This window comes from Pseudomonas sp. 37 R 15 (assembly GCF_900004865.1).
Lineage (GTDB): Bacteria > Pseudomonadota > Gammaproteobacteria > Pseudomonadales > Pseudomonadaceae > Aquipseudomonas > Aquipseudomonas fluorescens_AM.
In genome coordinates this window covers 1-13944 of record NZ_CVTV01000005.1, presented here as the reverse complement: position 1 = coordinate 13944, position 13944 = coordinate 1, and the positions used below count along the sequence as shown (strand labels likewise).

Genomic DNA, 13944 nt, shown 5'->3' with positions numbered 1-13944 from the left:
TTTCAGGAGAACGACATGTTCACCGGTATTATCGAGTCCATCGGCAGCATCCGTGCAATGACCCCCAAAGGCGGCGACATTCGCCTGCTGGTTGAAACCGGCAAGCTCGACCTGGGCGACGTCAAGCTGGGCGACAGCATCGCCGTCAGCGGTGTGTGCCTGACCGTCGTCGAGCTGCCGGGTAATGGCTTTGCCGCCGATGTCAGCCGCGAGACCCTGGACTGCACTGCAATGAGCGATCTTGCGGCCGGCAGCCCGGTCAACCTGGAAAAAGCCCTGACGCCGACCACGCGCCTGGGCGGCCACCTGGTCAGCGGGCATGTCGACGGCGTTGGCGAAGTGGTGGCCCGTAGCGAAAACGCACGCGCGGTGGAATTTCGTATCCGTGCGCCGAAAGAGCTGGCCAAGTACATCGCCCACAAAGGCTCGATCACCGTCGACGGCACCAGCCTGACCGTGAACGCCGTCAATGGCGCCGAATTCGAACTGACCATCATTCCCCACACCCTCAGCGAAACCATCATGGCCTCCTACCAGCCAGGCCGGCGGGTGAACCTGGAAGTGGACTTGCTTGCCCGTTACCTGGAGCGCCTGTTGATGGGCGAAAAGGCCGCAGAGCCTGCATCAGGCAACATCACCGAAAGTTTTCTGGCCGCTAACGGCTACCTGAAATCCTGACCAAGGGGGTGCCGCGTGGCGCTCAATAGCATCGAAGAACTGGTTGAAGACATCCGCCAAGGCAAGATGGTCATCCTGATGGATGACGAAGATCGCGAGAATGAAGGCGACATCATCATGGCCGCCGAGGCGTGCAAGCCCGAGCACATCAACTTCATGGCCAAGCACGCCCGTGGGCTGATCTGCATGCCCATGAGCCGTGAACGCTGCGAATTGCTCAAGCTGCCGCTGATGGCGCCGCGCAATGGCTCGGGGTTTGGTACCAAGTTCACCGTATCGATTGAAGCCACCACCGGCGTCACCACCGGCATTTCCGCCGCTGACCGCGCCCGCACCGTGCAGGCCGCCGCTGCGAAAGACGCCAAGGCCGAAGACATCGTCAGCCCGGGCCACATCTTCCCTTTGATGGCCCAGCCGGGCGGCACCCTGGCGCGTGCCGGTCACACCGAAGCCGCGTGCGATCTGGCGCGCATGGCCGGGTTCGAGCCCAGCGGAGTGATCTGCGAAGTGATGAACGACGACGGCACCATGGCCCGTCGCAGTGAGCTCGAAGCCTTTGCCGCCGAACACAACCTCAAGATCGGCACCATTGCCGACCTGATCCACTACCGCATGATCCACGAACGTACCGTTCAGCGGATTGCCGAGCAGCCGCTGGACAGCGAACTGGGCCAATTCAATCTGGTGACCTACCGTGATTCAGTGGAAGGCGATGTGCACATGGCCCTGACCCTGGGCACCATCTGCGCCGAAGAGCCGACCCTGGTGCGCGTGCACAACATGGACCCGCTGCGCGACCTGTTGATGGTCAAGCAACCCGGGCGCTGGAGCCTGCGCGCCGCCATGGCCGCGGTTTCCGAGGCGGGCAGTGGCGTGGTGCTGTTGCTTGGCCACCCGCTGGATGGTGATGTACTGCTGGCGCATATCCGTGAAACAGCCGACCACGTGCCGGTGAAAAAACCGACCACCTACAGCATCGTCGGTGCCGGTTCGCAGATCCTGCGCGACCTCGGTGTACGCAAAATGCGCCTGATGAGCGCACCGATGAAGTTTAATGCGATATCCGGATTCGACCTGGAAGTTGTAGAATACGTGCCCTCCGAATAAAGGCTGGCGATTTTTGCCCCTTGTTCGCGGTTAAATCATCACTGAGGGACGCACTTTTCGCGTCCCGGCTCTTTAAGAGATTTGTCGAATGACCCTGAAGACCATCGAAGGTACCTTCATCGCCCCCAAAGGCCGCTATGCCCTGGTGGTTGGCCGCTTCAACAGCTTCGTGGTTGAAAGCCTGGTAAGCGGTGCCGTTGACGCCCTGGTTCGCCACGGTGTGAGCGAGAGCGACATCACCCTTATCCGTGCCCCTGGCGCCTTCGAAATTCCACTGGTTGCGCAAAAAGTTGCCCAGCAGGGTGAATACGCGGCAATCATCGCCCTGGGCGCGGTCATTCGTGGCGGTACCCCGCACTTCGAATACGTGGCCGGCGAATGCACCAAGGGCCTGGCCCAGGTGTCCATGGAGTTTGGCGTGCCCGTCGCTTTCGGCGTGCTGACCGTTGATTCCATCGAGCAAGCCATCGAACGTTCCGGCACCAAGGCCGGTAACAAAGGCGCTGAAGCTGCCCTGTCCGCCCTGGAAATGGTCAGCCTGCTGTCGCAGTTGGAGGCCAAGTGATTTCCGACGAGAGCGATCGTTTCAACCCGCGCGACGAGCGTCCAGCCGACGCCGGCAAGCCTTCGAAAAACGAAAAGCGTCGTGCGGCGCGCCAGCTGGCGACCCAGGCGCTGTACCAGCGCCACATGGCCGGCACTGCGCTGAACGAAATCGAAGCGCAATTTCGCGTCGATAACGATTTCACCTTCGCCGATCAGAGCTACTTCCACGACATCCTGCACGGTGTGCCGGCCAACCTGGACGAGATCGACAAGGCTTTGGCGCCCTGCCTGGACCTGACCCTCGAGGAGCTGGACCCGGTTGAACTGGCCGTGCTGCGCCTGTCCACCTGGGAACTGCTCAAGCGCGTCGACGTGCCGTACCGCGTGGTGATCAACGAAGGCATCGAACTGGCGAAAGTCTACGGTTCGACCGACGGCCACAAGTTCGTCAATGGCGTGCTCGACAAGCTGGCCCCGCGCCTGCGTGAAGCCGAAGTGAAGGAACACAAGCGCTAAGTCGCGCTTGAGTCCTCGATGGGTGAGTTCGAGCTGATCCGCAACTATTTCGCCGCCGCGCCCTGCGCGCAAGGCGGCGAAGGCATTGCCCTGGGGATCGGCGACGACTGCGCCTTGCTGGCGCTCCCCGCCGGGGAGCAACTGGCAGTCTCCACTGACACGTTAGTGGCCGGCGTACATTTTGCCGACCCCTGTGACCCGTTCCTGCTCGGCCAGCGCTCGCTGGCCGTGGCGGTGAGCGACCTGGCCGCCATGGGCGCCCATCCCCTCGCGTTTACCCTTGCCCTGACCACGCCGGCCGTCGAAGCCGACTGGTTGCAACGCTATGCCCAAGGTTTGAACGCCATGGCGCTACGCTGCGGTGTGGGCCTGGTGGGCGGCGATACCACGCGCGGGCCGCTGAGCCTGACCTTGACCGTATTCGGTCGCGTGCCGGCCGGGCTGGCCTTGACGCGCGGCGGTGCACGGCCAGGTGATTTGCTGTGTGTCGGTGGCGAATTGGGCAACGCGGCCGGTGCCTTGCCGCTGGTATTGGGCCAGCGCAGCGCGCAAGCGGCCATCGCCGAGCCGCTGCTCGCCCACTACTGGTCACCGCAACCGCAGCTGGCCTTGGGGCTGGCGCTGCGGGGTAAAGCGACTTCGGCCATGGATATCTCCGACGGGCTGCTGGCCGATTGCGGGCATATCGCCAGGGCATCGGCTGTCAGCCTGTTGATCGAACGCGACACCTTGCCGTTGTCTGCGGCATTGCTGGCGTTTGTCGATCGCGACGAGGCTCACGTAGCCGCATTGAGTGGCGGCGATGACTATGTGCTGCTGTTCACCTTGCCGCCGGCCGAACTGGCATCGTTGCGGGCCGGCGGCTGGCCGGTTCATGTGATCGGTCGGGTCGAAGCGGGGCAGGGCGTGACACTGCTCGACGCGCATGGCCAAGACATTACACCGGTCGTGCGCGGCTATCAGCATTTTCGCGAGCTGCCGTAGCTGGCGTCCTGCGCTACCCTTCATATGAATATCTCCACGTAGGAAGCCCCTCACAATGAGTGTGCGCCGCTGGCTGCCGATCATGCTGTGTGTCTTTTCCACTGTGCTTCAGGCGCACGAAGCCCCAGTGCCCGGCAAGATCATATTGGCCAGCGAAGAGTGGAGCGACTACACCAACAATGATGGCAGCGGCCTGGCCTGGGACGTGTTACGTCGGGTTTTCGAACCGGCCGGCGTCGCCCTGCAAATCCGCAGCGCACCCTATACCCGCTCGGTCGGCTTGGCCCAGCGCGGCGAGGTTGACGGTTGGGTCGGTTCCTACCGCGACGAAGCTGAGCACGTGCTTTATCCGCGCTGGCACTTTGACTCCGATCATATCTACGCCCTTGGCCTGGTAACGATACCCGCGCCGAGCCTGGCGACGCTCGGCGATTACCGCCTGGCCTGGGTGCGTGGCTACAAATACGAGAAATACCTGCCGAACGTGCGTCGCTTCAACCAGGTCCAGCGCCGCGACGGTATCCTGTCGATGCTGCAGCATGGCCATGCAGACTTCTACATCGAGTCGCGCACCGAAGCCGAGTATGTGCTCAGTCAGGCCGATGATCCGTCGCGGTTCACACTCACCCACCTCGCGCAACTGCCGCTCTACATAGGCTTTGCCGATAACGAACGTGGGCAGATACTGAGGACCTTGTATGACCAGCGCATGGGCGTGCTGGTGAAAACCGGCGAGTTGAAACCGATTTTTCAACGCTGGAAGCAGCCGTATCCGTTCTGACCTGCATAGAACCAAGCCGAAGGCCAATCGAACGCATTGATCTTTATCAGCGATAATTCAGCTTAAGCGTGTGTAGGAACAGGCTGTTACAATGCCTGCCTCTGTGAAATCTGAAATCAGGAGCACACGGTGCCCGTCGTTTTCGTCGCCGCTTCCAAGCTGCCTACCCCCTTTGCCACATTCACCATGCATGGCTTTCTCGAAGAGGCCACCGGGCGCGAGCACGTTGTGCTCAGCCTGGGCGATATCGCTGATGGTGCAGCGGTGCTGGGCCGCGTGCATTCCGAATGCCTGACCGGCGACGCGCTGTTCAGCCAGCGTTGCGACTGCGGTTCGCAATTGGAAGCCGCGTTGCAGGCTATCGCCCGTGAGGGCCGTGGCGTGCTGCTGTACTTGCGTCAGGAAGGCCGTGGCATCGGCCTGCTGAACAAGATCCGCGCCTATGAATTGCAAGATGGCGGTGCCGACACCGTGGAGGCCAACGAGCGCCTGGGCTTTGCCGCCGACCAGCGTGACTACGCCATCTGCCTCCCGATGCTCGAGCATCTGGGCGTGAAGTCGCTGCGCCTGATGACCAACAACCCGCGCAAGGTCAAAGCCTTGACCGAAATGGGCATCACTGTGGCCGAGCGCGTGCCGCTGCATACCGGGCACAACCCGCATAACAAACTGTACCTGGCCACCAAAGCCAGCAAGCTCGACCACATGATGGGCAACGAGCATCAGGGCGAGGCCGACCGCGCGTGACCCGCGGCCAGGTGAAACGGCGACTGTCCTTCAACTGGTGGCAGTACCTGGCCCTGGCATTGCTCCCATTGTTTGTGATCAACCTGGTGTTCGGCCGTGCCGGGTCCTTGCTTCCCGTACTGGCCATGCCGTTGTTTATCGCCGGCGTGGCCTCGATGTTTCTCAGCCTGCGTTATTTTCATGGCTATAAACACGCGCTGATCGCCACGTCCAAAGCCCTCGATACTGCCGAAGAGCCCGCCGCCTGGATCACCCTTGCGGCGCGCCGACGCACGGCCTTGCTGGTGGCTGCGCTACCGGCATGGATCGGCGCGTTGGCGGTGTTCGTCGGCCTGGAAGCGGTGCCGCTGTTCTTGCTGGCGCTGTCGACGACGGTGCTGTTTTACCTCTATCGCATTCCGCGTCAGCTGGGATGAGACGCCACTGGCTGGCGCTGCTGCTGGTGTTCAGCACTCAGGTCTGGGCGGTCGAGCGCGTTGTCAGTCTAGCGCCGTCGCTCTCTGAAATCGTGGTCGAATTGGGTGCCGCTGGCTTAGTGGTCGGTGTGCTCGATGGCGGCGACCGTCCGGCGGCGCTGGTTAACGTGCCGTCGGTGGGGCGTTACGGCCAGTTGGACATGGAGCGTCTGCTCAGCCTCAAGCCCGACCTGATCCTGCTGTGGCCCGGCAGCGTCGGCCCGGCCCAGCGCGAGCAGTTGCAGCGCCTGAATATCCCGGTGTACGTTGCCGAACCCCATAACCTCGAACAATTGACCCGCCAGGTCCAGTCCATTGCCGAGCAATTGGGCCGAGCCGACGCCGGCCTGGGGTTGGCCGACCAACTGCGCCGGCGCCTCGCCGAACTGCGCCAGCGCTATCAGCGCGCCGAGCCGTTGCGCGTGTTTTACCAGGTCTGGAACCAGCCGCTGTACACCGTGGGCGGTGAGCAGATCATCAGTGATGCGTTGAAAGTGTGCGGGGCGCGTAATGTGTTCGACGACCTCAAGCTACCAGCGCCGCAGGTCAGTATCGAGTCAGTGTTGCAGCGTGATCCGCAACTGATCCTGGTAGGCGATCAGGCGCAGCGCGAGGCCTGGAAGGTCTGGCCGACCCTGTTCGAGCGCGTTCGGTTGGTACCGGACAAGGGCCTGGAGCGGCCCAGTGGGCAGATGCTGGAAGCGGTGGCGCGGTTGTGTCAGGTGATTGCGCCGAACCTCTGACATCGCTATCGCAGGCAAGCCAGCTCCCACAGGGGAATGCATGTCAAATGTGGGAGCTGGCTTGCCTGCGATGACGCCGCTTCAGACAACTCAAATCTCGGGTGTCCAGGTCACCCCGAGCATCCACGTCCGGCCTGCTTCGCGATAATTCTGATACCCCTCGAGGTAGCTGTACTTCGCCCGCGCATAAGACGTGTCCAGCACGTTATCGACCTTCAGCGACAACGAAACTTCGCGGTTCAACGCCCAACGGCTGCGTAGCCCCAGCAACGCATACCCGCCCAGACGATTACGATTGGCTTCGTCATCGTAACTGCTGCTGATCGCCTGCCAGCTCGCGCCCACACCGACCTTATCGAACTGCCGATCCAGGTCCAGGTTCAACGTGCGCCGTGCGCGACGCGCCAGGGTATGGCCGCTGTCGCGGTCACGCGGGTCGATCAGCGACACGCCCAGGTTGCCCTGCCAGCCAAACAACTCTTGTTTGAGCGCCGCTTCAACACCATTGATTCGCGCCGACGCTACGTTCTGCGGCTTGCCTGCGTCGAGGATGATCGCATCGCTCAGGTCGGTGCGGTACAGCGAGGCTTCCAGGCGCGTGCTCTGCGCCAGTTGGCTGCGCCATTGCACCTCGTAGCTTTTTGACGTCTCAGGCTGCAGGTTGGGGTTGCTGTACTGCGTGTCGGGGTAATAGAGATCGTTGAAGGTTGGCGCGCGCAAGCCTTCGCTGTAGCTGAACAACACGTCATTGTCAGGGTTGATCGGCACTGTCAGGGTGCCGCTCCAGCTGTTCTGACCGCCGAACTGCTGGTTCTGGTCGCGGCGCAGGCCCAGTTCGGTGGAAAACCATTGAGCATGAAAGCGATGCTGCACGAAAGCGGCACGGTTCCAGCGACTGTCTTCGGTAAACGCGGTGGAACCGTGGAAGCGGTCTTCGTACCAGTCGCCACCGACGATCAGGCTGTTGCGCTCGTTCAGCGTCAGGTCGTTCTGCCAGTTGACCGAATCGCGGTAGGTGTTGAACACGCTGAAATCATCGCTGAGGGTATCGCGCTTGGTGTCACGGTTTTCGCTGTGGCCCACCTCCAGGCGCGACTGCCAGGCTTCGCTGAGGGTGGCGGCGACATAGCCGCTGGCGCTGCTGACGGTGTAATCGGTGTAGGGTTTCTGGCCGAAGCTTTGCCCGGTAGCGAAGTCGTAGCGCCCGAAGCTGTTGTCGTACTCCGACTTGCCGCGGTTATCCAAGAGGTTGAAGCCCAGCTCCAGCGCATCGCTGAACGAGTGGCTGAGGTTCAGGCTCAGGGACTGATTGCGGTAGGCGTCGTGGTCGCCGTCGCTGGGAAACGACTGATGGGTCGAGTTGATGCCGGCCGTTTCATCCAGGCTGGCGCCCAGGTTGAAGCGCGTCTGTTCATCGCCGCCCGACAGGCCCAGGCTGCGCTCCCAAGTCTGATTGCTGCCAACGCCCAGTTTCAAGCGCGGTTGCAAGCCTTGCTCGGCGTTGCGCCGGGTAAACACCTGGATCACCCCGCCAATCGCATCGCTGCCGTAAATCACCGAACGTGAGCCGCGCAGCACTTCCACACGCTCGATCTGGTCGACGTTGAGGTATTGCAGGCCGCTGTCGCCCGAGGTGGTATTGGCGATCCGCTGGCCGTCCACCAGCACCAGACTCTGCGCAGATTTTGTACCGCGAATGTAGATGCCCGGCAGACTGCCACGGCCACCGGTGGGCGCCACTTGCACGCCGGGCACGCGGCTGAGCAGGTCGGTGACGCTGCCGGGCTGCAGGCGGTCGATATCGGCGCGGGTGAATACGGTGTTGGCGGCGCTGCTGTCGTTACGCGCCTGTACCTGGCGGTTGGCGCTGATGAGCACGTCGGAGAGCTTCAAGGCCTGGTCGCGGGTGTCGGCGAGCAGGTTCGAGGCAGGCAGAAGCAGCAGTGCAACGTACAGGCGTTTCATGGGCTGTCCATAGCGTTTCAAGGTTGCACAGATCAAATGTGGGAGGGGGCTTGCCCCCGATTGCAGTGGTTCAGTCACAATAGCTACAACTGATACACCGCTATCGGGGGCAAGCCCCCTCCCACACCTGGATCCGGTTACGGATTCAAGAGCGCCAAACGCTGGCGCACCGACGCTTCGATGCCGGCTTCATCCAACCCGCATTCAGCCAGCATCTGCGCTGGCTTGGCGTGTTCGACGTAGACATCCGGCAAGCCCAGGTGCAGCACCGACTTGAGGATATTCTCCCGTGCCAGGAACTCACTGACCGCCGCACCGGCGCCGCCCATGATGGCGTTTTCTTCAACCGTTACCAGCAGCTCGTGACTACCGGCAATCTCGCGCACCAGGGCTTCATCCAGTGGTTTGACGAACCGCATGTCGACCACGGTGGCATCGATTTTCTCAGCGACTTTAAGGGCCTCGGCCAGTTGCACGCCGAACACCAGGAAGGCCGCCTTGCTGCCCTGGCGACGCACGATACCCTTGCCGACTTCAATCGCCTCCAGGTCTTTGTCGATCACCGCATTCGGGCCATTGCCGCGCGGATAGCGCACGGCGGCGGGGCCGTTGTACAGGTGGCCGGTGCTGAGCATCTTGCGCAATTCGTTCTCGTCGCTCGGCGTCATCACCAGCATGCCGGGGATGCAGCGCAGGTAGGACAGGTCGAAACTGCCGGCGTGGGTCGGGCCGTCTTCGCCGACGAGACCGGCGCGGTCGATGGCGAACAATACGTCGAGGTTCTGCACCGCCACGTCATGCACCAATTGGTCATAACCGCGCTGCAGGAAGGTGGAATAAATCGCGACCACCGGTTTGGCGCCTTCACAGGCCATGCCGGCGGCGAAGGTCACCGCGTGCTGCTCGGCAATCGCCACGTCGAAATAGCGCAGCGGGAAACGCTCGCTGAAGGCCACCAGATCGGAGCCTTCCTTCATCGCCGGGGTAATGCCTACCAGGCGCGGGTCGGCGGCGGCCATGTCGCACAGCCATTCGCCAAACACGCCGGAATACTTCGGGCCGCTGGCCTTTTTCGGCGCTGCGGCGGGGGCGTCCAGGGGTTCGAGCTTGGTGATCGCGTGGTAACCGATCGGGTCGACTTCCGCCGGGGCGAAGCCTTTGCCTTTCTTGGTGACGATATGCAGGAACTGCGGGCCCTTGAGGTCGCGCATATTGCGCAGCGTGGCGATCAGGGTGGGCAGGTCGTGGCCGTCGATAGGGCCGATGTAATTCCAGCCCAATTCTTCGAACAAGGTGCCGGGCACCAGCATGCCCTTGGCATATTCTTCGGTGCGACGGGCAATTTCCCACGCGCCGGGCAGACGCGACAGCACTTTCTTGCTGCCTTCGCGCATGCTGGCGTAGGTGCGGCTGGAGAGGATTTTCGCCAGGTAGTTGGACAAGCCACCGACATTGCGCGAAATCGACATGTCGTTGTCGTTGAGGATCACCAACATGTTGGCATCCACTTCCGGCGCATGGTTCAGCGCTTCGAAGGCCATGCCCGCAGTCAGCGCGCCATCACCGATCACCGCGATCGCCTTGCGCTCACTGCCTTGCAGGCGGGCCGCAATCGCCATGCCCAGCGCTGCGCTGATGGACGTGCTGGAATGGCCGACGCCAAAGGTGTCGTACTCGCTTTCCGAGCGCCGTGGGAAGGCGGCGACACCGTCCTTCTGGCGCAGGCTGGCCATGCGCTCGCGACGGCCGGTAAGGATTTTATGCGGATACGCCTGGTGACCCACGTCCCACACCAGCCGGTCGTCCGGGGTGTCGAATACGTAGTGCAGGGCGATGGTCAGCTCGATCACGCCCAGCCCGGCACCGAAATGCCCACCGGTCTGGCCGACCGTGTAGAGCAATTCCAGGCGCAGTTCATCGGCCAGGGTTTCCAGCTCGGCTTCACCCAGTCGACGCAGGCCGTCCGGCGTGGCAGCACGGTCGAGCAAAGGCGTGGACGGGCGCTTGCGGGGAATCTCTAGGAACGTCGTGGGCATCAGGCGAATCGTTATAGGTATAGAAGAGGCGGCAGTTTACCTCAAGCATTGCAAACTGCCCACGCAGAGGGGCGAACTTGGCCAATTTGCGGCGCTTATGGCCGCACGAGTCAGTGGCGACGTTCGACGATATACCGCGCCAGATCACGCAACGGCTCAGCTGCCGCGTCGAAAGGTCGCAGGGCGTCCAGGGCTTGATCGCGCAGTTCCAGGGCGTAGGCCTTGGCGGCCGCAAGCCCGAGCAGCGCAGGGTAGGTCGGCTTGTCCCGTGCGATATCGGCGCCCTGGCGTTTGCCCAGGGTCGCGGTGTCGCTTTCCACGTCGAGGATATCGTCCTGCACCTGGAAGGCCAGGCCGATCGCCCGTGAATAGGTTTGCAGCGCCGCCAATTGCCCCGCTTCAGCCCGGCCACTGGCCAGGGCGCCCAGTTGCACGGCGGCTTCGATCAGCGCGCCGGTCTTGTGACGATGCATGTGTTCCAGGGCTTGTTGATCCAGCTTGAGGCTGACCGAACCCATATCGATCGCCTGCCCGCCGACCATCCCGGCCGGGCCTGCGGCCAGGGCCAGGGCGGTGACCATGCGCAGGCGGATCTCGGCGTTGACGCTGCTCAGCGCCGGGTCCAGCAATGCGCTGAACGCCAGGCTCTGCAGGCCATCACCGGCCAGGATCGCATAGGCTTCATCAAAGGCTTTATGGGTAGTCGGCTGGCCGCGACGCAGATCGTCATCGTCCATCGCCGGCAGATCGTCATGTACCAGGGAATAGGCGTGAATCAGTTCTACCGCACAGGCCGCGCCATTGGCCTGTTCGGCCGGCGCCCCCAGCGCTTCACACGCGGCGTACGCCAGCAACGGGCGCACACGCTTGCCGCCATTCATCACGCTGTAGCGCATGGCGGCGTAAAGCCGCTTCATTTCCGGGCTCGGCGCAACAAACAAGGGCTCCAGCGCCGCATTTACCCGGGCTTGGCTACTGGCCTGATACGCATCGATCATTCGGGTTGTTCCGCATCGAAAGGTTCTTCGGCCAACTCCCCGTCGCGCTCAAGCAACACCTGCACTTTTTGCTCAGCCTGCGCCAACGCGCTCTGGCAGTCACGCGTCAGGCCGATGCCTTGCTCAAACGCCGTCAACGAGTCTTCCAGCGACAACTCGCCGTTCTCCAGACGCTCGACCAGGGTTTGCAGGTCGGCGAGGGATTGTTCGAAATCGAGTGCAACTTTTTTGCGGGCCATGGCGGCAATTCCGGTAGACGGTAAACCGGCGCGACACTAGCAGACATGGGGGATTGGGGCAAATGAGTGGGGGCTTACTCGCCCGCAGTATTAATCTGATAGCGCGTACTGCGACCGCCTCCGGGCAGGCCTATTGCAGTTTGTTTTATGGTAGGTCAGGTGCCGTGTGGCCAGATTCAATGGGATGATCCATGAGGGAGCGCCTGGGCGCGAGCCGAATAGGGGGGTATTCGGCTCATTTGATGAGCCGATTGTGCAGCAGATTTGGCTCATGGCTCCCTTGGAGCAATTTCTTAGAGTTTAATGTGCTGCAGCGTAGCTGAAGTCGTGTTCACGTGTTTGTTGGGTGTAGATGAATGGCAGTTGCGCTAAATTTCACAAAGCCGAGTTTCTGTGTTCTGGACTCACTAAGTTCAATGTCTTGGTCAGAAGAAATATCGTTTATTTGTATTTTTATTTAAGCTTGATAGACGGTTGTTGGTAGCGCGCGTATTTTTAGCAATATAGGTTGGTTGTTCGCATAAGCTATATTTTTGCAAAATCAATGTCGCCCTCAAATGAAATGCAGGCAATCCAATCCAGCTGTTTTTGAAGTATATAAGTATGTTGGGGTATTTTTGAAAAAATTTGCAGTGATTGCATGAGGTCTCTGCATGTAATTGAATAGGCGTTGTCGGTTGCGTCGCCGATGAAAATCACATTACATTTAGTGGCAGCTTTTATTTTTTTTTCTAGTATCTCTAGCGTCGATCTTAATGAAGAGGGGCCAACATAGGTGTTTTCCTTAAATAAGCTCCAAGCTATTTGATTTCCGGAGAAAGGAACGGCTGCATTAATCGTTTCAACAATTAAATCGTGTTCTACTTCTGCTGGGATATCAAATTCGATATTCAGTCGGTAGAGGTCTTTGACTATTTCGTCGTCAAGATAGCTCATTTTTTTGCGAACCTCTTTGTGAGTTGAAGTACAGTTTTTGACGTGCCTTCAAAAGTATAGTGGGGGCCGTTTTTTTTGTGAGTCCATACATTAATGTGAGCGCCATGCCTCTCGTCATATTCAACACGATAACCTGTCCTTGCGTCAGTCGTTTGCATGCCGATGGGTTGACCTTTGCGTTCGCCAAATTTTCCTAATTTTGGTTTTTCCGCCCGAAAGTCATTTTCCAGTAACCACTCAAGTGCTTTGTTCAATGCTTGCTCGTAGGTGGCCGAATGAGTTGAACTCCCTACCTTCGGCGGTTCTTCTCCATATCGAGGAGAGGTTTGGCTTTGCTGTCCTGGGCAATTGCCCCGCGTACATGCCAGCCCAAGCGGATCAACCCACCCCGTAGGATTGAGCGTGTATAGGTACGCATTGATCCCTCCCGGCAATTTCACCGGGTCCGGCGTCAGGTAACGACCACTATCCGGATTGTAGTAGCGATGGCGGTTGTAGTGCAGGCCGCTTTCCTGATCGTAGTACTGGCCTTGGAAGCGCAGCGGATTGTCGACTTTGCCTACGTCCAGGCGGCTGATTTCGCCGTAGGCGCGGTAGTGGGCGGACCAGGCGATTTCGCCGTCGGGCGTTGTAAGTTCCTGCGGTGTGCCGAGGTGGTCGAGTTGGTAGTAGTAAGGCTTTACGTCTTCCGGCCCGAAGCCTTCCAGCAGTGCCAGCGGACGGAAGCTGTCCGGTTCGTAGAGGTAGCTGCGATGGCGATCGGCGTGGTGTTCGGCGATCAGCTTGTCGCCTTGCCAGAAGAACTCTGTGGTTTTCTCTTCGAGGGTCTTGCTGATGCGTCGACCAAACGGGTCATAGCGATAGCTCGCGGTTTGGCCGTTGGGTTGGGTGACGCCAATCAGCCGGTGCTGGCAGTCGTAGCGGTACTCGGTGACGAGTGAATGGCCCTTGCCTCGTCGCTCACGGATCAGGTTGCCGAAGGCGTCATAGTCGTAATGGTGATCGCCTTGGATCATCAACCGATTACCCGCCACGATGTCCGGGCCCGGCCTGTCTTGCATAAGCAAGTTGCCGGCGGGGTTGTGGGCGAAACGCTCCTGCACATCCTGCGAGTGATCGGCGCGGGTCAGGCGCTGGAGCGGGTCGTAGCGGTAACGGTGTTCGCCTTTGCGGGTGTCGAGCAGGCGGGTGAGGTTGCCGGCTTTGTCGTAGT

General features: G+C 60.8%; 15 protein-coding genes. 9 read left to right on the top strand and 6 right to left on the bottom strand.

Features of this window, described 5'->3' with window-relative positions; genetic code table 11:
• Positions 1–15: 15 nt before the first annotated feature.
• From BFQ04_RS00095 to BFQ04_RS00055, 9 genes are all read left to right on the top strand, one after another.
• Positions 16–678, top strand: a complete 663-nt coding sequence (locus tag BFQ04_RS00095) for a riboflavin synthase (protein ID WP_065949069.1) — start codon at positions 16–18, stop codon at positions 676–678.
• A 15-nt stretch (positions 679–693) separates the two neighbouring features.
• On the top strand, positions 694–1785 hold the full coding sequence (gene ribBA / locus BFQ04_RS00090) for a bifunctional 3,4-dihydroxy-2-butanone-4-phosphate synthase/GTP cyclohydrolase II (RefSeq protein WP_065949068.1): 1092 nt from the start codon (positions 694–696) through the stop codon (positions 1783–1785).
• A gap of 88 nt (positions 1786–1873) precedes the next feature.
• Positions 1874–2350, top strand: coding sequence for a 6,7-dimethyl-8-ribityllumazine synthase (gene ribE / locus BFQ04_RS00085; protein ID WP_003194576.1), 477 nt, complete (start codon positions 1874–1876; stop codon positions 2348–2350).
• Complete coding sequence (nusB, locus tag BFQ04_RS00080; protein ID WP_065949067.1) at positions 2347–2847, top strand: transcription antitermination factor NusB; 501 nt, start codon at positions 2347–2349, stop codon at positions 2845–2847. Before ribE ends, nusB begins: the two co-directional genes overlap by 4 nt.
• An 18-nt stretch (positions 2848–2865) precedes the next feature.
• Positions 2866–3831 carry a thiamine-phosphate kinase gene (gene thiL, locus BFQ04_RS00075; RefSeq protein WP_065949066.1) on the top strand — a complete coding sequence of 322 codons (966 nt, stop codon included), beginning with the start codon at positions 2866–2868 and terminating at the stop codon, positions 3829–3831.
• Positions 3832–3886: 55 nt separating this feature from the next.
• Positions 3887–4612 carry a substrate-binding periplasmic protein gene (locus BFQ04_RS00070; protein WP_065949065.1) on the top strand — a complete coding sequence of 242 codons (726 nt, stop codon included), beginning with the start codon at positions 3887–3889 and terminating at the stop codon, positions 4610–4612.
• A gap of 129 nt (positions 4613–4741) precedes the next feature.
• Entirely contained in the window at positions 4742–5359 is a 618-nt protein-coding gene (gene ribA, locus BFQ04_RS00065) for a GTP cyclohydrolase II (RefSeq protein WP_065949064.1), read from the top strand.
• Positions 5356–5775 (top strand): nuclear fragile X mental retardation-interacting protein 1, encoded by a 420-nt coding sequence (locus BFQ04_RS00060; RefSeq protein ID WP_065949063.1) that lies wholly within the window; start codon positions 5356–5358, stop codon positions 5773–5775. Before ribA ends, BFQ04_RS00060 begins: the two co-directional genes overlap by 4 nt.
• Complete coding sequence (locus BFQ04_RS00055) at positions 5772–6557, top strand: cobalamin-binding protein (RefSeq protein WP_065949062.1); 786 nt, start codon at positions 5772–5774, stop codon at positions 6555–6557. Before BFQ04_RS00060 ends, BFQ04_RS00055 begins: the two co-directional genes overlap by 4 nt.
• Positions 6558–6647: 90 nt before the next feature.
• On the opposite strand, the gene BFQ04_RS00050 is transcribed toward BFQ04_RS00055, so the two are convergent.
• The 6 genes from BFQ04_RS00050 to BFQ04_RS00025 all read right to left on the bottom strand — a co-directional run.
• The gene (locus BFQ04_RS00050; protein WP_065949061.1) at positions 6648–8522 is read right to left on the bottom strand and encodes a TonB-dependent receptor domain-containing protein; all 1875 of its coding nucleotides are present in this window, start codon (positions 8520–8522) and stop codon (positions 6648–6650) included.
• Between the two features lie 137 nt (positions 8523–8659).
• Positions 8660–10558: a 1-deoxy-D-xylulose-5-phosphate synthase gene (gene dxs / locus BFQ04_RS00045; RefSeq protein ID WP_065949060.1), complete on the bottom strand. Its 1899-nt coding sequence runs from the start codon at positions 10556–10558 to the stop codon at positions 8660–8662.
• A 110-nt stretch (positions 10559–10668) separates the two neighbouring features.
• On the bottom strand, positions 10669–11556 hold the full coding sequence (locus BFQ04_RS00040) for a polyprenyl synthetase family protein (protein WP_065949059.1): 888 nt from the start codon (positions 11554–11556) through the stop codon (positions 10669–10671).
• Positions 11553–11795: an exodeoxyribonuclease VII small subunit gene (locus BFQ04_RS00035; RefSeq protein WP_003176346.1), complete on the bottom strand. Its 243-nt coding sequence runs from the start codon at positions 11793–11795 to the stop codon at positions 11553–11555. Before BFQ04_RS00035 ends, BFQ04_RS00040 begins: the two co-directional genes overlap by 4 nt.
• Positions 11796–12320: 525 nt before the next feature.
• Complete coding sequence (locus BFQ04_RS00030) at positions 12321–12731, bottom strand: hypothetical protein (RefSeq protein WP_065949058.1); 411 nt, start codon at positions 12729–12731, stop codon at positions 12321–12323.
• Positions 12728–13944 (bottom strand): RHS repeat-associated core domain-containing protein (locus tag BFQ04_RS00025; RefSeq protein WP_139111875.1); only part of this gene is annotated, 1217 nt, incomplete at its 5' end. The genes BFQ04_RS00030 and BFQ04_RS00025, both read right to left, overlap by 4 nt.

Coding starts and splice junctions, on each gene's coding strand:
- BFQ04_RS00095 (WP_065949069.1), top strand. CDS start 16: ATGTTCACCGGTATTATCGAGTCCATCGGCAGCATCCGTGCAATGACC.
- ribE (WP_003194576.1), top strand. CDS start 1,874: ATGACCCTGAAGACCATCGAAGGTACCTTCATCGCCCCCAAAGGCCGC.
- thiL (WP_065949066.1), top strand. CDS start 2,866: ATGGGTGAGTTCGAGCTGATCCGCAACTATTTCGCCGCCGCGCCCTGC.
- BFQ04_RS00070 (WP_065949065.1), top strand. CDS start 3,887: ATGAGTGTGCGCCGCTGGCTGCCGATCATGCTGTGTGTCTTTTCCACT.
- BFQ04_RS00055 (WP_065949062.1), top strand. CDS start 5,772: ATGAGACGCCACTGGCTGGCGCTGCTGCTGGTGTTCAGCACTCAGGTC.
- BFQ04_RS00050 (WP_065949061.1), bottom strand. CDS start 8,522: ATGAAACGCCTGTACGTTGCACTGCTGCTTCTGCCTGCCTCGAACCTG.
- dxs (WP_065949060.1), bottom strand. CDS start 10,558: ATGCCCACGACGTTCCTAGAGATTCCCCGCAAGCGCCCGTCCACGCCT.
- BFQ04_RS00040 (WP_065949059.1), bottom strand. CDS start 11,556: ATGATCGATGCGTATCAGGCCAGTAGCCAAGCCCGGGTAAATGCGGCG.
- BFQ04_RS00035 (WP_003176346.1), bottom strand. CDS start 11,795: ATGGCCCGCAAAAAAGTTGCACTCGATTTCGAACAATCCCTCGCCGAC.
- BFQ04_RS00030 (WP_065949058.1), bottom strand. CDS start 12,731: ATGAGCTATCTTGACGACGAAATAGTCAAAGACCTCTACCGACTGAAT.